Raw genomic sequence first — 20,669 nt, forward strand, 5'->3', positions numbered from 1 at the left:
TTACAGCAAAACAAAACGGGCCCCTATACAGGGACCCGTCATTCACTGTTATGGACGAAGTGGACCTTCGTTGTCATCCAATGAACGGTTATCTTGATCTGGTGTGATATTGTCATGGAACGGGTTCGGTTCTGGGCCGTCTACGTTCGTCACATCAGATTGTGGAGCTTGGGGACGATTCGTTTCACGCTTCAACTCTTGTTTCGTTTGATTCGCTTCACGTTTCGACTGTTCCCCACCTTGTTTCGCCTGTTGCTTCGCAGCTTCGGCTTCTTGATTCATCTGTGCTTTTTCTTGCTCGAGACCTTCTTTCGATACTTCTGTCTCATCAATTCGTTTCTCCGCTTTCTTCAAATAGCGAGCTGCTGTCTCGCGTCCACCAAGACCGAAGGCAAGACCGAAGGCGAGGGCAACTGCACCGAGGATGAGCAAGAATGCCGTATTGACAATCATTGGCGCAATGCCGAGTTGGCTGATGGCCATGAAGAAGGCGATTCCAAGAATCGCGTACTTCGCGACGTGGCGCAAGACGCTCGGTTGGCCAGCTCCATCTACGAGCACGCTACCGACGAGACGCTCTGCCATGTTCGCAAGCCAGAAACCGACCGCCAAGATGACGATGGCTGCGATGACCATTGGCAAGTATGCGAAGATTGCCGTTGCGAGCGAAGCCATAAAGTCGAGGTTAGCGACTTGAAGTGCTTCTGATACGAACAACAAGATGATGATGATTTGAACAATCGTACCGATGACTTGTGCAATCGATGTCGATGACGTTGAGCGGCCACCGAGACCCATTTTGCTAGCGAGTGAGTTGACGCCCAAGTTCTCAAGGAGAGACACGACGACACCTTTCAACCACTTGGCAATGAACACACCGGCGAGAATCAAGACGATGGCCACGATGATGTTCGGAATCATCGCCAAGACGTCATTGAGCATCGAGATGGCTGGATCCGAAATTCCGCGAATATCAAGTGCTTCGAGCGCTGAAATCGTGACCGGAATCATAATCAAGATGAAGACGATTGTACCAACCGCTTTCGCAAGACTAGAACCTTTCACGTAGTCAGCTAAGTGAAGTTTCTCGGCGAAGCGGTTAAGACCTGCCGCTTCCAAGAATTTCGTCAAGATGTCACGGACGATTTTCGCAACGATATAACCAATCGCGAAGATGAGAGCCGCAGCGACAAGTTTCGGGATGAAGGCAAGGAAACTGTTCAACAAGTCTTCAAACGGTCCGCTGATGCCTTGCAAGCCAAGCGCATCAAGTACAGCCGGAAGAGCTAACAATAAAACAAGATAGAAGACGATATTGGCGACCGTGTCGACCCATTTCGTCTGATTGACGCTTGTCGACTCTTGGCCTGTCTTCTCCATCAACTTGTTCAAGTTGAGGCGATGACCTGCCATTTGAATCCCTTTCTTCAAGAGCGTGGCGATAATCCAAGCGACGAGCAGGATGAGACCCGCTTTGATAACGCCTGTAATCAAGCCAGAGAAGCCTGCGTAGATTTGGCTGAACGGTTGAGCAACAGCCGGTACGTTCAAGAATTCAAAGATAATTAAGAATGCGAGAAGCAGTACGCCGAAGAAGACGACTTTCGCGATGATGCGTTCAGGTGTCCACCGCTTTTCCTCTCTTCCAGGCTTTCCAGGTTCACCTTCTTGTTTCACCCCTACACGATCATCAAGGCGTGCTTTGCGAAGCGCTTTACGCGTCACGTTTTCAAGAACTTTCGCCAAAATGAATCCGACGACAAGAATGACCAAGGCAAGCAAAAGCTCAGGCAGCCATGACATGAACGTGTTGAAGTTATAAGTAGTATCGTTCATTTAACATCTTCCTCCAATCTCTTTTTGAAATGATTTCATTTATTTGACTCTTTGTATAAATACCAACATTTACATCTGCCTAAACCTCGCCATTTCCTATTCCTCTATAAATGATTCTCGGGAAAATGTTTTTTAGAAAATGTTTCTATAAGAAAGAAGTCGTGTCTTTCTCAGACAAATGTGATACGAATTAAAAGAAGAAGTCTTTTGAGGAGGAATCAAGATGAATATCGCTCTGATTGCCCACGATAAGAAAAAAGATGATTTGATTGTGCTTGTGAAAGCGTACGCGCAAGTGTTGAAACACCATCAATTATTCGCGACCGGCACGACTGGAAAGCGCGTCGCCGAGGCGACCGGTTTACCGGTCCATTGTTTTCAATCCGGCCCGCTTGGCGGGGACCAAGAGATTGGCGCCGCCGTCGCACGCGGCGAGATGAACATGATTATTTTCTTCCGTGACCCGCTGACGGCCCAGCCGCACGAGCCTGATGTGAGCGCCTTGATGCGTCTCTGTGACGTGTATTCCATCCCGTTGGCGACGAATATGGGAAGCAGTGAGATTCTTATCCGCAGCATCGAACAAGGTGATTTCGAGTCATTGACGCTATCGCATAACGACCCACCCCCGGAATAATCCAACTATGAGAAGAGAGGAATTTTTCTGAAACCACACGTATCGAACGACCCGGTCGTTCAACAGTTTTACGATCAAGTCCGAACGCACTTGTACGACCTGCTCCATGACGAGACGAAAGCCGATCGCCTGCTCGACAGTCTAGCGGGCTATATTCGACAAGCCGAAAAGAATGGACAGTCGCTCGACGGGCTGACCAAACAAGACCCGAAAGACTATGCCGTATTCTTAATCGAACAACCGACGACGAACGAGGAGTATCGCCGTCGCTACCATACGATGATTGAGGCGTCAGAAGAATTGAAAGCACATGAGAAAATTCAAGCAAATCGGGAATTCGACTGGGCCATCGATCGACTCAACGACGTCCAGGTCAAGCTTCAAGATGTCGAGATGCGAGACGTATCCTTTTTGGCCTATACAAAAATCGAGGCGATCAAATCGTCGCGTCGCGTCTGGAATCAATTCGGTTGGCTGCTCGGTATGATTTTAGCGTTCGCCTATGCGAATTTATTGCTCGTCATGGATGACGTGTTCAGTTTGCGCTTATTCACGGCTCCGGCCACGCCTTATCCGCTCGACTATTTCGGGTTTGTGCTCCCGGTGTTATTGACGGGTGCCGTGTTCGGACTTTTGACGCGATTCCGTCATCACTTTCAGACGTTAGGACGACGGATTTTGTTCGCCTTGCTCATCATTGCCGTGTACGTCGGATTCGTGTTGTTGACTCAACCCATCCTGTTCTCACTCGGGTGGTCGTTCTTGATTCAATTGACGCCTGTGTATGCACTCATCCTGCTCGCGATCAGTGGATTCATGGCCATGTGGACACTCGTCGAGTTCGTTTGGAAGAACACGCGATGCCATCTCGGAAACGAAACATTGATGATTTATTATTGATGACGCCATTCTCGCCTTGAGATGGCGTTTTTTGTTTGAACCTTTGCGAGAACGGAAATTACTAATAGCGTGACGTCGATTTAACAAATAAACGATTACGAAGGAGGCACAACATGTCGGATCGCAAAATCATTGGGTTATTCCATAACGAGCAAGAAGTCATGGATAAGGTGAATGAACTCAAACAAGCTGGGGAAGCAGAGAAAAACATGCACGTCGTAGCCAAGCGGGACGGGGAAATTTCTGCCTTGCGCTATCATACCGATGTGAACGCCGAATCGGGGATTCGTGATGTCAACTGGTTGGATCGCGTGAAAGCGTTCCTTCACGGAAGCGATCGCATTCGCGATGAGTTGCGGAACATGGGGCTTAGTGACGCGGAGGCGGAAGAGTATTACACGTCCATTGACGCCGGCAAACTGTTGCTTTACGTCGATAAGCATTCGTACGACCGCTATCCAAACATGTATAAAAAAGATAGTGAGCTCGACCATGACAAAGGGGAAGAAGCGGACGGCATCGCTTTCGATGCGAAACCGTTCAATGATCATGACGAAGAACCGCGCGGTACGAAAGAGGACCCAATCGTCCGCGGACATTCTGGCTTAGAGGACCATCGCCGACTATAAGGAGGAAAACGAGATGAGTGAGAAACGATTCATCAGCATGTATGACACGCAAGACGCGGCACTCGGCAAAGTTGAGGAGTTGCGGGCGAAAGGCTATAAAGACTCGGACATCTACGTCGTTGCCAAACACGAAGATAACGTCTCGATTTTACGTCGTCAAACGGACGTCCATACTGAAGCGTCGCACCATACAGGATGGTTCGATAAAGTCCGGGCGTTCTTGAGTGGACATGAGGATGTCCATGCAGGACTCCGGAACATGGGCTTGAGCGAAGAAGAGGTCAACCGTCACTATAGCGATGTCGAGGCCGGAAAAATCTTGATTTATGTGGACGAAGATTTCGAACGTCGCCACAATGAAGGACTGACGGTCGATTCGAAGCCATATAACGATACAAGACACGATACGAGCCATCAGGGCCACCATACGGCTGACGGTCTCGAAATCGATTCGACTCCATATAATGATCCAAATCGTTCGACCGATGGCACGGGCCGATCTGATCGTTCGCCTGCTTCCGACGGCTTGGAAATCGATTCTAAACCGTACAATGAATCGGTCGGTGATAATCCGAACCGGGCCGTCGATCCTGAACAGGATCGTTTGGACAAAGAGTCCGATATCAACGACCGCGAGAACAAATTGCGCGGACTTGACGATCGGGCACTTCGTAACGACTACGAAGACCCAGACAATATCCGTCGCTTCTAATACGTAAAAAAACCTGACCGCGGTCAGGTTTTTTTGTTACGTCAATCGATTCTTCGGCTCGTCCCCGTCGAGCACGTTCATGATGGCTTCCCGATTGAGCGCCATCATCGCAAGCCGCGTCTTAATCGAGGCGCTGCCGATATGCGGGAGCGTCGTCACGTTCGGGAGCGTCAAGAGGGGATGGTCCATCGCCACCGGTTCTTTGGCGAACACATCGAGACCGGCCGCCCAAATCCGCTGTTCGCTTAACGCCTCGTATAACGCTGTCTCATCGACAATCTCGCCACGGGCGACATTGATGAAGATGGCAGTGGATTTCATTTTAGCGAACTGTTCCGCCCCTAGCATCCCACGCGTCTCCTCGGTGAGGGGCGCGAGGACGATGACGAAATCGGATTGTTCGAGCAGTTCATCGAGTTCCGCATAAACGAACCCATACATCGATTCCGATTCATGGCGTCGCGTCCGGTTATGATATAACACGTCCATATCAAAACCTCTGGCGCGGCGCGCGACCGCCTCGCCAATCCGACCCATTCCGATAATCCCGAGCTTGGCCCGATACAAGTCCATGCCGACATAGCCCATCGGCGTCCACGACTTCCATTCCCCGGCCCGTAAATCACGCTCTGCTTCCCCAAGCCGGCGTGCCGTCATCATCATCAGTCCGAAGGCGAGGTCGGCCGTCGTCTCGGTCAACACGTCCGGCGTGTTCGTCACGATGATGCCGCGTGCTTTGGCCGCCTCGATATCAATATTGTTATAGCCGACCGCCAAGTTCGAGATGACCTCAAGATTTGGAGCCTGTTCAATCAATTCACGATCCACCGTGTCACTTAGCATCGTCCAAAGCGCATGTGCCGATGCCGCTTCTTCCACTAACACGTCGCGCGGGACACTCTTCGCTTCTTCCTCCCACATCCGGACCTCGTACTTGTCGCGCAGCGGTGCCACAGCCTCTTCCGGTAATCGTCTCGTAATATAAATTCGTTTCTTCATGTCGTTTCCCCCTTTTGTCTCGTCTCGACCAGTGTATCAAACCGGTTCGATCAAGACTTGTTTTTCGTCACTGGATTTTGTTCCATGAACTTTTCGAACAACGAGCCGAAGTCGCTGTCGAGCAGTTGCTCGATTGTTTTCGATGAATCCATCGCGTTCCGATAAGCGACTTCGTTGATGGCGAGGCCGATTGCCCACGTGATGCCTGAGGCGACAGTCGCATTGATGACGCTCGCCGCCGCGTTCGCTCCCGGGAAGAACTTCATGACGTTCAGTAGAATCGTCTTCGAAAGCGCCCGGCCGATTTGCGGGATGATGGTGCTGCCGATTAATGTCTTCAACATATCGTCGTTCGCTTTCACGCCCCAGTAGCGAAACAAATGAACGCTCATCGTCACTTGAATCGGTGTGAGCGCGATCGCATCGGCGAACGGGAGCGGTACAGCAGCGGCCGTTCCGGCACTGGCGACATAACCCGAGATGATTCGGTTCGCCTTCTTCCGCTTCAATTTGAGCATCGCCTCACTCTCGGCATGAATCTCCATGAGCAGTCCCTCTTGGAGCGAATGGTCGAGCTGTTCGACCGACCACGTGACGAGACGCTCCCAATCGAGATGGGCCCGTAATTCCGGGTCGTTCAATAGCTCGTCGGCGACGCTGACTTGGAACACAGCCTCTTCGGGCACCACATCCACGAGTTCCTGTCGGAGAGCCGCGAGCTCATCCACATCGACTTGGTCGATTTGTGTCAACAGGACAGCGACCGATGTCGCTTCGTTCAACTGTTTGATGAGCGCCCGGTCGAGCGGGGTGACCCGTTTCATCGAGGCGTTGATGACGTACCAGACAAGATGAATCTGTTCGGCCGCCCCTTTCGTCTGGGCCCGCTCGACGAAACCGATGACTTCATCGGCATATGCTTGCTGCCGGTCGCTCCCAATCTCATATCCTTCACTGTCATAGAGCACGATTGAAATCTCATCACTCATGAACTGATGAATCCCTCGCGTCACCGGCTCACCGGCGGCCACTTTCGTCAAGTCGCGGCCGAACACGTGGTTGACGACGGAACTCTTGCCTGATCCGGTCGCTCCCGCGATGAAGATATTCGGTTTTTTGACTTTTCCGCGCAAGCGGTCGAGCTCTTCCTTCAAATCGTACGTATCAAAATTGAATGGGGTCTGTTTATCCATGTCCGTTCCTCCTCATTGATTGAGCGTCCGGCCGAGCCGTCGCATCTCTTCCTCGAATCCGCGGTGCACGTCCAGCTCAATCGTCTGTTTGACCAGCTCATACTGCTGATTGACGGCTTTCTTGATGCCACGCTCCGCCGTTCTCCGTTTGAACGCCCAGTAAATGAAATGGACGCCCGGAATCATGCCGAGCACCATCTTTCGGACGGTCCGGTTGAATGAATAGTCAAACCCGAGCTCGACCCGACGTGTTTTAAAGACGAGGTCGGACGGGGCGCCGACGAGCGGATAACGTTCCATCAATTGAATATAATGCCGCACGCCTTGGGCCATCGCCGCCTCTGTCGTCTCAGCGGCCGCTTCGAGCGTGCGTTCCAAGTCCTTTTCGATTTGGCGGGCTTTCCAGCTGATCATCACTTGCGGAGTGATCATGCGAATCGTCTCAGCCGAACGATAGCTCCGGGCACGCCACGCCTCCAACTCGGTCAACAAATGATGCGTCAAGTTGTCCGGCAGTTTTCGTTCGACGTCTTTCCAAAGGTTGGTCCGATTGCGTTGCCATACCGCTTCATAACCGATGTGCGGCACGACTTGTCCGCCGAGCAATTTCTTTTCGACGCTGTTGACGCGAATCATCGCATCTCGCGAGATGTCGAGTTCGCGCATGAGCACGTCCTCCATCGCTTCTGCCTTCTCGACGCTCATCGCACTGTCCGGGTTATAGTTCGTCAAGATAATCGTGACGTTGCTTCGCTTCGCGTAGAGCGGTTTGAGAATCGATTCGAGTTCGTACGCCTCGACGCGCCCCGAGTTGATCGAGAGTAAATAATAGATCGTATGGAACCAGTCGGCGATATCGAGCGCGCCTTCCCGCTTGTTGACGATGGAGAGGACCGCTTCGTGCCATTCGTCGGACCGGTCCGCTTCGAGTCCCCACGTATCGAAGAAACGGAACAGAATCCCGCGCTCGAGGTCGTAATATTCATATTCGTGAAGCCCTTCGGCCGTCACCGGGCTGCCGGCACGTGACTCGGCGACGTCACGCCCGTAGATGTAATTTAAAAAAGCGCTCTTCCCGACCCCGGTCTTCCCCGCGATCAAAATGTTCGAGACAAGCCCCGTGTTGTCCATATGGTTCCCCCTGCATTCGTTATATAATAACCATTATACTAAACGGACACATTTGAAACGTCCGACGGAAGGATGAGACCGATGCTGCATCATGTCGAACTGTACGTTTCCGATTTAAATAAGAGCCTGAACGCGTGGGACTGGCTTCTCACCGAGCTCGGCTATACCGTGTACCAACAATGGGAATCCGGGCGCAGTTACCGCTTTAGTGACACGTATCTCGTCTTCGTCCAGACCGAACTCGACTATCTCGAACCGCCCTATCACCGCAAACGGACCGGATTGAACCATCTCGCCTTTCATGCCGAATCATTGGAGCAGCTCGAGCGGTTGCGTCCAGAACTCCCACGCCACGGCTTCATGGAACTCTATGCCGACCGCTTCCCGTATGCCGGTGGTCCAAACTACATCGCCCTTTATTTTGAAGACCCAGACCGGATGAAAGTCGAACTCGTGGCAACGATGTGAACGATTACATTGTTACCCTTTAAAAGTTTGTGAAAACAATTGCAAACTTTTAAAAGACCTCCTAGACTTAAGTTGTCTAAAGGAGGCCGTGTTCAAATGGAAAAACAAGCTGTCGAGTATATGGAAGAAACCGCCTATAAAAAAGCGACGCTGTTGCGTCATGCGTTCGGTCACTACGCACTCCGCTCCATCGTCGCCGGGTTTCTAATCGGGATTGGGGTCGTGTTTGCCTTTTCGGTCGGTAACATGTTCATCGATGTGCCCGGGACGATGCTGTTCGCTGGGATGAGTTTCTCGGTCGCGCTCGTCTTTATCGTCTGGATGGGCGGCGAGCTGTTCACGAGCAACACGATGTATTTGTATACGGGCGCGAAACGCGGACGTGTCGACTGGCGTGATTTGACGGCCGTCTGGGGCATCAGTTGGATCGGTAACCTCGTCGGTGCACTGTTCCTCGTCGGACTCGTCATCGGGGCCCACAGCATGGGTGACGTCGACGCCGACCACCTGTTGTCGGTCGTCGCTACGAAAAAGATGGGCGGTGAGGCGTTAGCGATTTTCTTGAAAGGGATATTGTGTAACATCCTCGTCTGTATCGCCATCTTCATGCCGCTGAAAACGAAGAACGATGTCGCCAAAATCATGCTGACGATGCTCCCGGTCGTCGTCTTTTTTGCCGCCGGCTTCGAGCACTCGATTGCCAATATGGGCATCTTCGGGCTTGCGCTCTATTATGTGCCATCCGAGGCGATTAACATCGGTCTCGCGCTGCATAACCTCATCTTTGCCACGCTCGGCAATATCGTGGGTGGCGCCTTGTTCGTTGCCGGGACGTACGTCCATTTGAACGCCAAGCCGACCGAAACGAAAGTCGAATCGATTCGTCAGAACGCATAAAAAAGACAGGGGCCCCGATGCGCAGGGCCCCTGTTGTTGCTTATATGTTGAGATTAACCTTTTGTCGTATCGGCAGCAGCCGCTTGGACCGCACCTTGTGCAACTTCTTCTTCTTCGACGTCCCAACATTCCGTGTTCTCAATCCCGAGTTTACGGGCCGAGAAGCGTGGGTTGAGGCCTTGGGCGCGCTGCTCTTCGTAGTCACGAAGGACTTTGAAGGCGACGCCACCGAGTAACGTGATGGCTGCGATGTTGATTAACGTCATACCGGCCATGAACAAGTCAGCCAAGCTCCAGACGAAGCCGAGACTTGCGACTGCTCCGATGAAGACGAACGCCATTGTCGCAAGGCGGAAACCGAGAACTGCGTTTTTGCTCTTCTTGATGAACTCGATGTTTGTTTCACCGTAGTAGTAGCTACCTGCGATTGAACTGAAGGCGAACAAGAAGACACTGACAGCTACGAACGCTGGCGCCCATGATCCGATTTGTTCGCTCAATGCGTTTTGAAGCATAACGATTCCTTCTCCGTTACCGGCAGCATAGCTGTCTGAGAGGAGGATGATGGCTGCTGTTGCCGTACAGACGATCAACGTGTCCAAGAAGACGCCGAGCGCTTGAAGGAAACCTTGTTTCGCTGGGTGTGAAACTTCAGCGGCTGCTGCCGCGTTTGGTGCCGAACCCATACCTGCTTCGTTCGAGAAGAGACCGCGACGTACACCCATCGAGATGGCTGCTCCGACCGATCCACCGAACGCTTGCTCAAGGCCGAATGCGCTCTGGAAGATTAATGCAAAGACGCCTGGGATTTCTGTGATGTTGACGACGACGACATAACCTGCGATGGCCAAATATAATCCAGCCATAATTGGTACAACAATCGCTGAGAAGTTCGCGACACGGTGCACACCACCGAAGATAACCAATCCAGTCAAGACGACAAGGATGGCACCACCGACGACAGCGTCGATGCCGAACGCGTTATCAAACGCGGCTGCGATTGTGTTCGATTGAACCGAGTTGAAGATGAGACCGAACGTCACCGCGATCAAGACGGCGAAGACGATACCAAGGGCCCGGTTGTTGAGTCCTTTTTCAATGTAGTATGCTGGACCGCCACGGTATGCGACGTCATCTTTTACTTTATATACTTGAGCGAGCGTGCTCTCAATCATCGCAGTCGCTCCACCGAGAAGCGCGACGATCCACATCCAGAAGACTGCTCCTGGTCCACCGACCGTCACGGCGACGGTGACACCGGCCAAGTTACCAGTCCCGATACGCGTGGCCGCACCGATGAAGAACGATTTCATTGAACTGATGCTCTTGCTGTCTGTGGCCTCTGGTTTTTCAGTAACGACCCGGAACATTTCTTTTAAGTAACGGAACTGCATAAAGCGTGTCCTCACTGTAAAGTAAATCCCGGCTCCTACGAGCGCGACGATTAACACGTACGTCCATAAGATGTTGTTCATGTAATCGACGCTTCCTTGTAACATGCTTTGCACGGCTTCCATAAATAAGTTCCTCCCTGTTGTGTGAATCTAAAGTTGTTCAAAATTTTATGATGTCTTAGTTCTGAATTATACAAAGATTCTGACAATTAGCAATAATTTTTTTATAGGTCAGTTCACACAAATTTCATATGTTATATAACAAAAGTTGAGTCATAGCTTTATTTAAAGCGCTTACAAAGTCTTTTTAAAGAAATAAAAAATCTTTATTTACCTGACTTTTTTTGATGTCCTCATTCAACTTGTTTCAAACTATTCGCTTTGTGAATAGGTTTTAATGTGTAGAAAGTATCAATTTCACTTCCTATTTGGGAAATAAAAAAACAGTCGCTCATTGAGCGGCTGCTTTTAAACGCCTGTCCGTTTCTTCTGGTTGTTTGGCTTCTTCGTCAACTGGTTCGTCAACGGTTTTTGCTTCGTCCCACGAAGTCCTGTCGGCACTTTCGTCTCGTTCTGTTTCTTCTCGGCGAGCTTTTGCTTCATCGCCTCTTGGAAACTTAATTTCTTTTCAGTCATGTCATTCACCTCCAGCTTCGATCACTTTCACCCGACCGACCTGTCCATCGCTTAAGCGTACTTTAATGCCGTGCGGGTGACGCGGCGAGTTCGTCAAAATGTCTTTGACGACGCCTGACGTCAACTTCCCACTCCGCTGATCTTGTTTTAGGACAATCTGGACGTGGAGCCCTGGGCGAATGTCCGCGCGTTTCGTGCCATCCATACCCGACACCCCTTTCCGTATAGTCAACCTCTATCATATGCTCTTTTCCCGCGTTTGTCACAATCTATTCCACGATGCCGATTTGACCGACCGTCCTCGTCAAATAACTTTGATCGGTCCTGAATCGGTTCGTCGCCTTCCCCCAAGCCGTCTCGACCTCGACGTGGCCTCGTTCGAACGAAATTGACAAAATCACTCGCCCTGCCTCATTCTGCAGTCGGGCCAGTCCTTTCAGCGCATGAAAGGCACGGGTCAAATCCCGTGCGAATTGGACATACGCCTCCGTCCGGACCGTCTCGCTGACTTGCGCATGGATAAGTCGTAACGTGTCGCGTGACGCTTTCGTGATGACGAACTCGAATGTCGTCTCATCGTTCCCCATTTCGATGTGATGCATGTTCCTACCTCCTAAAAAGACACCTTCGCCGTGAAGGTGTCTTCTCTTTATAAGCGGTACAGTCTTGCTTCGAACGGCCGCAACATAAACGTGTCCGTCTCAATCGTCTCCGGGTCCATCTCATTCGTTAGAACGAGCGTCGCCTCGTCGAGTCCGGACAGCGTCGTCTCGGCAGGGTTCGCCGTCAAGTTGACGATGACATAAAACGTCTGTTCTTTGAACGTACGCTCATAGGCGAACACTTGCAGATGGTCCGGCAACAAATCGCGGTAACTGCCGTATGTGAACGTGTCTTCCGTCCGACGAAGACGAATCATCGCCTTATAAAACGACAGAATCGAATGGGCATCTTTCGATTGGGCGTCGACGTTGAGCGTCTCGTACTCCCCATGAATCGGCATCCAAGGCGTCGCCGTCGAGAAACCAGCGTTCGGTGACGCGTCCCATTGAATCGGAGTACGAACGTTGTCGCGTGATGTTCCCCATACTTGTTGCATCGAATCGATTTCGCTCATTCCGTTGGCAATCCGTTCGAAGTATTCATTTTTCGTCGCCACGTCGTCATAGTCATGAATCGATGGCAGTGGCACGTTCTTCATGCCGATTTCCTGCCCTTGATAGATGAACGGTGTCCCGTGCATGAAGAAATACATCATGCCGAGGGCGGTTGCGCTCTCCCGCCAATAGTGGTTCTCATCGCCGACGAGCGAGACGGCACGGACCATGTCATGGTTCTCGATATAGAGGGCGTTCCACCCCGTCTCGAGCAGGCCTTGTTGCCATTTGTCAAAAATGCGCTTCAGCTCGACGACATCGAGCGGCGCCAGACGTGATTGCCGCATGATATCGACATGGTCGAAATGGAACGCCATGTTCATCGCCCCGTTCTCCGGCCCCATCCATAGGTCAGCCGCCTCTGGCTCAATCCCGTTCGTCTCGCCGACCGTCATAATATCGTAATTGGCGAACGTCGCTTGTTTCATCTCTTGGAGATAGTCGTGGATGCCATCGATGTTCGAATACATCGAGAACGCCGTGACGTGCGGTTTCCCGTCTGGGGACGGCAACATTGTCTCGGTCGGCATCTTCTTGATGTGACTGATCGCGTCGACCCGGAATCCGTCGATGCCTTTGTCAAGCCACCAGTTGATCATATCGTAGACGGCGTCGCGCACGTCTTCATTTTCCCAGTTCAAGTCGGGCTGCTTTTTGGAGAAGACGTGCAAATAATATTGCTCGGTCGTCTCGTCGTATTCCCACGCCGAACCGCCAAAGATGCTCGCCCAGTTGTTCGGCGGACCCCCATCCTTCCCGTCGCGCCAGATGTACCAGTCGCGTTTCGGGTCGTCTTTCGAGCGTTTCGACTCGACGAACCACGGGTGCTCATCGGACGTATGGTTGACGACGAGGTCCAAGAGCAGCTTCATGCCACGTGCATGGACGGCTTTGAGCAAGGCGTCAAAGTCTTCCATCGTCCCAAACTCTTCCATGATGTCTTGATAGTCCGAGATGTCATAGCCGTTGTCATCGTTCGGGGACTTGTACATCGGACATAACCAAATCACATCGATGCCAAGGTCTTCTAAGTAATCGAGCTTCTCAATGACACCGCGGAGATCCCCAATCCCGTCTCCGTTCGAATCTTTAAAGCTGCGCGGATAAATCTGATACGCGATCGCTTCTTTCCACCACGTACGGGTGACCGTCTTCTTCTTTATTCGTTGTCTACTGACCATCGACTCCATATGCCGTTGCCTCCTACATCTCATCATTTATATTCTATATACTTGAACAGCAATACCTGTTTTGAGCTGAATCTAATCCTACAATAGCACTTGTGCAAGCGTTTGCAAATAATGATATATAAAAAAATGCAGTCCGGAGACTACATTTTGGGGGCCGTCGCAACTTGTTCACAGAAGGCGCTGATGACGTCCGCCAACCGCTCCCGGTCATGGTCCATCGTCGCCACATGATACGACTGTTCGAGCACTTCCCGTTGTTTCGGGGCTTGAACGGTCTCGTATAACCAGATCGAATCTTCGGGCGGCACAACGTTGTCGATGGCGGAGTGGATGACACACGTCGGCACGTTCACCTCGGCCGCCATCGGTCGCACTTCCTCGATAAGCGCGAGCAGTTCACGAATGGCTGACGTCGGAACTTTATCGTAGACAATTTCATACACACCTGGTGCACAGATATCCGGTTCGTCTTCATCGATGAAACGACAGACATCATCTGTGGCGTGACAGGCATAGCCTGGGACCGACAACGCCGCGTTGATGGTGACGATCGCATCGGCCTGCCCGGCCAAAGCGGCCTTCATCGCCAGCGTCCCGCCCATGGACTGCCCGGCAACGATGACGTGTCGACATCGCTCACGCAAGAGACGGATACCGGCTTCCATCGACTCATACCAGCAGCGACGTGTCGATTGCCGGAACTCTTCCGGGTCCGTCCCATGTCCTTTGAGCCGCGGTGCGAAGACGGTGAATCCTTTCTCCATCAAGGCGATCCCGACGTCACGCACACTTTGAGGCGTCCCGTTAAAGCCATGGCACAACAAGATGCCGATATCATTTCCTTCATAATAAAACGCGCCCGCTCCCGGGATGACCGGATAAGTAATTGTCGTCATTCGTTTCCTCCCTATTTAATCCGCAGTTAACCGATACACTTAGTTGTATTAATGAATTGTAAGAGTTGCAACACGTCGCGTCAACCCGATTGCCTACTTGCTCAGTTCTCTTCATGTCTGTAATCAAACTGTAATATGAACTTCTCATTAAGTGGATTGAGTTCTGACGTCTGCTTGGTTATGTTTAACATGTAGTTGAAAAGTTGGTAAATGATAGTGAAATCCGTCAAACGATGGGGGAAGTACGATTATGTCTTCCTGGCGTCAAGTCGAGTAATGTAAGCGCTATCATTTTTTTTGGATTAAGGGGGCATCCGCTCAAGCAAGTGACCACACGAACTGGGACATCGTATCGGCCATCTACATAATCAAAGGGAGACTAACACATGGGGAAACCACAAGCACGTTCATTCAAACAAATGACCGGCCTCGCCTTATCAGCCGGACTCATCGTCAGCAGCATGACGCCGATCGCGGCAAACGTACACGCAGAGACGTTGAACGCTTCAGACCTATTCATCTCGGAATACGTTGAAGGGTCTAGTAACAACAAAGCCATCGAATTGTTCAATGGAACGAATGCGGCCATCGACCTCTCGGCCTATAAACTTGAATTGTATGCGAACGGAGCGGCCACTCCAGGCACGACGCTCAACTTGACAGGTACGCTTCAACCAGGTGGCACATACGTCATCGTCAACGGCAGTGCGAACGATGCCTTGAAAGCAAAATCGAACACGACGAGCGGTGTGACGAACTTTAACGGCGACGACACGCTCGTCTTGAAAAAAGGAGACACGGTGCTCGACGTCTTCGGTCAAGTCGGATTCGACCCGGGCACGAAATGGGGAACGACGGTCGCCACGGTGGACCAGTCGTTAGTCCGTAAAGATACGGTGACGACTGGCGATACGAACGGTGCGGATGCGTTCGACCCGGCCGTTGAATGGAACACACAACCAATCGATACGTTCACGAACCTCGGATCGCACACGTTCCAAGGCGTCGTCTACGGCGATGGCGGTACGGTCGAACCACCGGCTCCGGTCACTCCGATTTCAATCAGTGACGCCCGGTCGAAAGCCGAAGGCGAAACCGTCACGATTAAAGGTGTCGTCACAGCGAAGCTGGCCAATACGATTTCGATTCAAGATGCGACAGGCGGCCTCTCGGTCCGTCCGACGTCACTCGCCGTCAACGTCGGTGATGAAGTCGTCGTCACGGGTGCCATCGGTTCGTACCGCGAACTCCTTCAATTGAACAGCGCCGTCGTCGTCTCGAAACAAGCGGCGAGCGTCCCAGCAGCGCAAGTCCTTACCGGCGAACAAATCAACGAGGACGTCGAGTCGGAACTCGTCACCGTGAAGAACGTTAAACTCTCGGGCAGCGGGCAAAACTTGACGGCGACGGACGGAACGAAAGAATTCGTCGTCCGTGACGAGCGCGGCATTCTCGATTTGCAGACGGACGTCAACTACTCGTCAATCACGGGAATCGTGCAACAGTTCGATAACACGTATCAAATCATCCCGCGCGACGTGTCTGACACGGTCATCGATGCGTCGGTACTCCGTCCGGCAACAGCGAAGCCAGGTGCGGGCACGTTCGTCGGTCCACAAGACGTGACGCTCTCGACGACGACAGCCGGCGCTCAGATTTACTACACGCTCGACGGGTCGGACCCGAAAGTCAACGGCACGCTCTATACGTCACCCGTCCGCATCGACGAGACGAAGACGCTCAAAGTCGCCGTCAAATCAGGTGATGCGTTCAGCGCCGTGACGACGTTCGACTATAAAATCACGGACAAAATCCGCATCCATGACATTCAAGGCGCGAGCCACACGTCACCGATGAACGGACAGACTGTTGAAGGCGTCGAAGGCGTCGTCACGTACTCGTTCGTGTCGATGGGCACGACGTACTACTATATCCAAACACCGGACATGGAAGCAGACCAAGATGCACGCACTTCGGAAGGAATCATCTTGTATGGCGGCCGTTCAATCGCGGGCATCCAGGTCGGTGACCTCGTCAGCGTGAAAGGTCTCGTCAGCGAGTACGCCATCGAAGGCTACAGCGACCGTCAACAGACGGATATGAAGATGACGCAAATCGATACGCGCAACGGCAGCGTCAACGTCGTCAAGAGCGGTGTCGCACTCCCGACGCCAGTGAAAATCGACGCATCGAACTTGCCGACCGAATTCATCGACAGCGACGCCCTCGCCGTCTTCAACCCGGACAAAGACGCCATCGACTTCTGGGAGAGCCTTGAAGGGATGCGCGTCGAGACAGGTAACCTCAAATCGGTCTCACCGCAACAGAACGGCGACCTCGTGACCGTGCTCGAAGCAACACCGACCGAGACGTTCAACGGCGGGATTCTGTTGAAAAAAGACGATGCCAACCCGGAACGGATTCAATTCCGTCTCGAGCCGAACGCGGCCGCCCGTGATTTCGATGTCGCGACCGGTGACCGCTTCAACGGCCCGATCGTCGGTGTCGTCGGATACTCGTACGGCAACTACAAGATTCAAGCAGGTCTTGATGAGATGAAAGCGGCCTTCGTCAAAGGCGATGCCAAGCGTGAGACGACGTTCATCGAAGCTGAAGAGGACAAGTTGACGATCGCCTCTTACAACCTCGAGAACTTCTCAAACAACGTCAAAGAGACGTCAGATGAGAAAGCCCTCAAACTCGCGAAAGCGTTCGTTGAAGAGTTGAACAGCCCTGACATCATCGGCGTGACCGAAGTCCAAGATAACAACGGCCAAGGCACAGGCGATTCGGCGGCTGACCAAAGCTACCAGCGCTTGATTGATAACATTGTCGTCGTCGGCGGAAAAACGTATAAATACGTCAATATCGATCCTGAGAACAACAAAGACGGCGGTGCGCCGAACGCCAACATCCGAGTCGGCTTCCTCTACGACCCGGAACGCGTCTCGCTCACAGAAGGCATCCCTGCTGGTGACGCGACGACAGCTGTCGGTTATGAAAACGGCAAATTGACGCATAACCCGGGACGGATTGAGCCGCTCGACCCAGCGTTCAACAGCTCACGCAAACCGCTCGCAGCCCAGTTCGACTTCCAAGGCGAGAACGTCGTCGTCATCGCCAACCACTGGAACTCAAAAGGTGGCGACACAGGTTTCTTCGGCTCACAACAGCCGGTCGTGCTCGGCAGTGAAGTACAGCGTAAGAAAATCGCGCAACTCGTCCACAATTTCGTGGCGGACGTGAAAGCGGACAATCCGGATGCGAACGTCGTCGCACTCGGTGACTTCAACGACTTCGAATTCTCGGATGCGATGCAAATCTTCAAAGGCGATTTGATGACGAACATGGTCGAGAAAGTCCCAGCTATCGACCGTTACTCGTACGTCTATCAAGGAAACTCACAAGTGCTCGACCATATCCTCGTGTCGAACCGGTTAGCGGCGACGACCGAAATCGATATGATTCACGTCAACGCTGACTTCACGGAAATGTCGGGCCGCGCCAGTGACCACGATCCGGTCCTCGCACAAATCGACCTCACTCCAGAGCCGGAAGTGGAATTGACGCGTTACACGGTCGAGAATAACCCGGCTGCACGCCTTGTCCTTCAAGAAGACTTCATCGGCGTGACGATTGGCAAAGGCACGAACTTCAAGAACGGCATCTTCGTACGCGGCGCCTACACGGAATTGACAGGTGATCCGCTTAAAAACATCGTCGTTCAAGTGAAACCGAAAGAAGCCGGTGCCATCATCGACTTCGACGGCGCAACTGTGAAAGAAGTCGTGGTAGATGGAACAAACTTGGCTGAAATCCGTGGCGCAGAGAATGTGAAACGAATCAGCTACACGAAAGGCGCATCCGCTAACACGGTCGTCATCAAAAAATAACGATTGAATCGAATACGCAAGCCGCAGACAGATTGTCTGCGGCCTTTTGCGTTTTCATTCGTGAAATTCGGGGATTAAGAAGAAGATGCTGATTATCGGAGGATGACGTCATGGAGATGCACAACGGGAATTTATATTGGCCGACCACAGAATCGGAACAAATCGTCTTACAAAAACCAATCAAGAAAGAGCGCTACGACGTACTTGTCATCGGCGCGGGCATGTCCGGGACGCTGACAGCCTATACGCTTCACAAGGACGGTGTCGATTTCGCCGTCATCGACCAAGGGAAAGTCGGAGCCGGGAGTACGGCCGCGAACACAGGGCTCATTCAATACTCGAACGACATTATGTTGCACGAACTGGCCGAGCAAATCGGTGAAGAGGACGCGGTCCGCTTCTATCAGCTGTGTGCCGAGGCGGTGGATGCGCTCGACGAGGTCGCCGGGACGGTCGACGCCAAAGACGTCTACATCCGGCGTGATAGTCTTTGTTTCGCCAGCAGCGAGGCAGATGTCTCCAAATTGAAACGGGAGTATGAGATGCTGACGAAACACGGACTCGCGGCCGAATGGCTCGACCGGGAGGCGTTACAAGAACGCTATCCGTTCGATAAACCGGCCGGCTTGATTACGAACGGCGATGCCGAGGTCAATCCGCTCACGCTCAGCCGTCAGGTCGTCCGCTACTTGTCGACCCAAAACGTGCCGATCTTCGAAGAGACGGACGTCACAGAAGTCGTCGCCGACGGAGACGACTGGCTCGTCTTGACTCCCGCAGGAACGTTCAAAGCGGGCCACGTCATCTTTGCGACCGGCTATCGCCCAGCCCCGCTCCTCGACACCCATCGGATCGAACTCAACCGTTCTTATGCGATTGCGACGAATCCCGTTCCTGACTTCGACGAGTGGGAAGGTCAGGCGCTCATTTGGGAGACGAAACGGCCGTACCTCTATTTACGGACGACCGTCGACGGCCGCATCATCGCCGGCGGACTCGATGAAGAAAAAGCAGAGACCCCGCATAGCGAGGCACTCATTCAAAAACGGGCCGAGCGGTTGCGCCAAGAAGTCGAGGCTTTGTTCCCGATGTATGATTTGACAGTTGAATACACGTGGGTGGCCCTGTTCGGTGAGTCAATCGACCAGCTACCCTTTATTGGGGAACATCCGGACCGTCCGAACCTCTACTATTTACTCGGATATGGGGGCAACGGCACGGTCTACAGCATGTTAGGTTCTAAAATCTTGAGCGAGTTGGTCCGCGGCATCGACAATCCAGATGCTCGAATCGTACGATTAAATCGGACACGTTAATCCCCTGACATCAGGGGATTTTTTATACATACACATTGGAGTGAGTGAAATGACAACAAAACAAAAACCAAAATGGGTGTATCGGCTGAGGCGCGCTCTTCTCTTCATCCCCGCCATCGCCTTGACCGTCTACGTCTGGCCGCACGAGCCAGCCGAAGAAACGACCGACGAAACCGTCACGCAAGCAGAGGCGACAGAGGATGAACGACGTTACACGATTGAAACGAGACAAGCTGTGACAGAAGATGAGGCCGTCCGCTATACGTATGATATCGTGGTCCACGGACAACCTGACGTCGAGACGCTCCAGTCCATCAGTCAGGATGTCATGGACGAGGTGACGGCGCGCGATACGTTCCAAGCCGCCCTCCTCCGCTTTTATGATCACGAAGCCTATATCGGTACCGAATCGCCACTCGGCGAAGCCGTATTCGCCCCTGAAGGCGATTGGAGCCTGGCGGACACGGTCCAACCCGGCGCCTATGAAGAGATGTCGTTCGGCTGGCAGTTAAAAGAGAAGGAATGGGACACACAACTGTCAGATGAAGAAGCACGCGTTTGGCAAGCCTGGAATCGCGTCTACGAGGCCGAGCAATCGGACGACCCTGACTTGAAAGCGAAAGTGACCCGTACCGTCTCAACGAAATATGATCTCAATCCCGAAACGGTCCAACGTATCGTCTTGAAGCAAAGTGTCTGGGCCGCATTATAACCTGATTCATCCAAAAAGATAGTACGATTTTTCCTTTCTTTGGCTAAATATATAATTGTATACTAATTGTATA

19 protein-coding genes are annotated in these 20,669 nt (G+C 52.3%); 9 read left to right on the forward strand and 10 right to left on the reverse strand.

The annotated features are described in order from the left end of the window. Nucleotides 1-48 precede the first annotated feature (48 nt). A complete protein-coding gene (locus tag KNO58_RS10360) occupies nt 49-1,836 on the reverse strand; it encodes a mechanosensitive ion channel (RefSeq protein ID WP_214753679.1) in 1,788 nt (595 codons plus the stop codon). 223 nt (nt 1,837-2,059) lie between these two features. Here KNO58_RS10360 and mgsA point away from each other — a divergent pair, with 223 nt between their 5' ends. The 4 genes from mgsA (at nt 2,060) to KNO58_RS10380 (ending at nt 4,714) form a co-directional block, all read left to right on the forward strand. Next, a complete protein-coding gene (gene mgsA, locus KNO58_RS10365; protein WP_214753681.1) occupies nt 2,060-2,473 on the forward strand; it encodes a methylglyoxal synthase in 414 nt (137 codons plus the stop codon). Nucleotides 2,474-2,563: 90 nt separating this feature from the next. Continuing rightward, nucleotides 2,564-3,373 (forward strand): hypothetical protein, encoded by an 810-nt coding sequence (locus KNO58_RS10370; RefSeq protein ID WP_251026201.1) that lies wholly within the window; start codon nt 2,564-2,566, stop codon nt 3,371-3,373. Nucleotides 3,374-3,486: 113 nt separating this feature from the next. After that, the gene (locus tag KNO58_RS10375; RefSeq protein ID WP_214753682.1) at nt 3,487-4,002 is read left to right on the forward strand and encodes a YflT domain-containing protein; all 516 of its coding nucleotides are present in this window, start codon (nt 3,487-3,489) and stop codon (nt 4,000-4,002) included. A gap of 13 nt (nt 4,003-4,015) precedes the next feature. Then, nucleotides 4,016-4,714 (forward strand): YflT domain-containing protein, encoded by a 699-nt coding sequence (locus KNO58_RS10380; protein ID WP_214753684.1) that lies wholly within the window; start codon nt 4,016-4,018, stop codon nt 4,712-4,714. A gap of 36 nt (nt 4,715-4,750) precedes the next feature. Here the strand turns inward: KNO58_RS10380 and KNO58_RS10385 are convergent, their stop codons facing one another. The 3 genes from KNO58_RS10385 to KNO58_RS10395 are packed head-to-tail and all read right to left on the reverse strand — an operon-like array spanning nt 4,751 to nt 8,037. Then, entirely contained in the window at nt 4,751-5,713 is a 963-nt protein-coding gene (locus KNO58_RS10385; protein WP_214753686.1) for a 2-hydroxyacid dehydrogenase, read from the reverse strand. A 50-nt stretch (nt 5,714-5,763) separates the two neighbouring features. Next, nucleotides 5,764-6,906, reverse strand: coding sequence for a YcjF family protein (locus KNO58_RS10390; protein ID WP_214753688.1), 1,143 nt, complete (start codon nt 6,904-6,906; stop codon nt 5,764-5,766). Between the two features lie 12 nt (nt 6,907-6,918). Further along, entirely contained in the window at nt 6,919-8,037 is a 1,119-nt protein-coding gene (locus KNO58_RS10395) for a GTPase (RefSeq protein WP_214753690.1), read from the reverse strand. 81 nt (nt 8,038-8,118) lie between these two features. On the opposite strand from KNO58_RS10395, the gene KNO58_RS10400 reads away from it, so the two are divergent. Continuing rightward, nucleotides 8,119-8,505, forward strand: coding sequence for a VOC family protein (locus KNO58_RS10400; protein WP_214753692.1), 387 nt, complete (start codon nt 8,119-8,121; stop codon nt 8,503-8,505). Between the two features lie 96 nt (nt 8,506-8,601). Continuing rightward, nucleotides 8,602-9,402, forward strand: a complete 801-nt coding sequence (locus KNO58_RS10405; RefSeq protein WP_214753694.1) for a formate/nitrite transporter family protein — start codon at nt 8,602-8,604, stop codon at nt 9,400-9,402. Between the two features lie 53 nt (nt 9,403-9,455). Here the strand turns inward: KNO58_RS10405 and KNO58_RS10410 are convergent, their stop codons facing one another. From KNO58_RS10410 to KNO58_RS10435, 6 genes are all read right to left on the reverse strand, one after another. Continuing rightward, nucleotides 9,456-10,919 carry an alanine/glycine:cation symporter family protein gene (locus KNO58_RS10410; RefSeq protein WP_214753696.1) on the reverse strand — a complete coding sequence of 488 codons (1,464 nt, stop codon included), beginning with the start codon at nt 10,917-10,919 and terminating at the stop codon, nt 9,456-9,458. A 345-nt stretch (nt 10,920-11,264) separates the two neighbouring features. Then, nucleotides 11,265-11,432, reverse strand: a complete 168-nt coding sequence (locus KNO58_RS10415) for a hypothetical protein (RefSeq protein ID WP_021067950.1) — start codon at nt 11,430-11,432, stop codon at nt 11,265-11,267. A gap of 1 nt (nt 11,433) precedes the next feature. Further along, nucleotides 11,434-11,637, reverse strand: a complete 204-nt coding sequence (locus tag KNO58_RS10420; protein WP_021067949.1) for a YwbE family protein — start codon at nt 11,635-11,637, stop codon at nt 11,434-11,436. Nucleotides 11,638-11,701: 64 nt separating this feature from the next. Beyond that, complete coding sequence (locus KNO58_RS10425; protein WP_214753698.1) at nt 11,702-12,034, reverse strand: hypothetical protein; 333 nt, start codon at nt 12,032-12,034, stop codon at nt 11,702-11,704. Nucleotides 12,035-12,081: 47 nt separating this feature from the next. Continuing rightward, nucleotides 12,082-13,779 (reverse strand): glycoside hydrolase family 13 protein, encoded by a 1,698-nt coding sequence (locus KNO58_RS10430; RefSeq protein ID WP_376778152.1) that lies wholly within the window; start codon nt 13,777-13,779, stop codon nt 12,082-12,084. A gap of 140 nt (nt 13,780-13,919) precedes the next feature. Continuing rightward, complete coding sequence (locus KNO58_RS10435; protein WP_214753701.1) at nt 13,920-14,675, reverse strand: alpha/beta hydrolase; 756 nt, start codon at nt 14,673-14,675, stop codon at nt 13,920-13,922. A 386-nt stretch (nt 14,676-15,061) separates the two neighbouring features. Here KNO58_RS10435 and KNO58_RS10440 point away from each other — a divergent pair, with 386 nt between their 5' ends. The 3 genes from KNO58_RS10440 to KNO58_RS10450 all read left to right on the forward strand — a co-directional run bounded on the left by KNO58_RS10440 (nt 15,062) and on the right by KNO58_RS10450 (nt 20,596). Then, nucleotides 15,062-18,568 (forward strand): chitobiase/beta-hexosaminidase C-terminal domain-containing protein, encoded by a 3,507-nt coding sequence (locus KNO58_RS10440; RefSeq protein WP_214753703.1) that lies wholly within the window; start codon nt 15,062-15,064, stop codon nt 18,566-18,568. 110 nt (nt 18,569-18,678) lie between these two features. Continuing rightward, complete coding sequence (locus KNO58_RS10445) at nt 18,679-19,884, forward strand: NAD(P)/FAD-dependent oxidoreductase (protein WP_214753705.1); 1,206 nt, start codon at nt 18,679-18,681, stop codon at nt 19,882-19,884. Between the two features lie 49 nt (nt 19,885-19,933). After that, a complete protein-coding gene (locus tag KNO58_RS10450; RefSeq protein WP_214753707.1) occupies nt 19,934-20,596 on the forward strand; it encodes a hypothetical protein in 663 nt (220 codons plus the stop codon). Nucleotides 20,597-20,669: the final 73 nt, after the last annotated feature.

The organism is Exiguobacterium sp. J17977 (genome assembly GCF_018616375.1).
Classification (GTDB): domain Bacteria; phylum Bacillota; class Bacilli; order Exiguobacteriales; family Exiguobacteriaceae; genus Exiguobacterium; species Exiguobacterium mexicanum.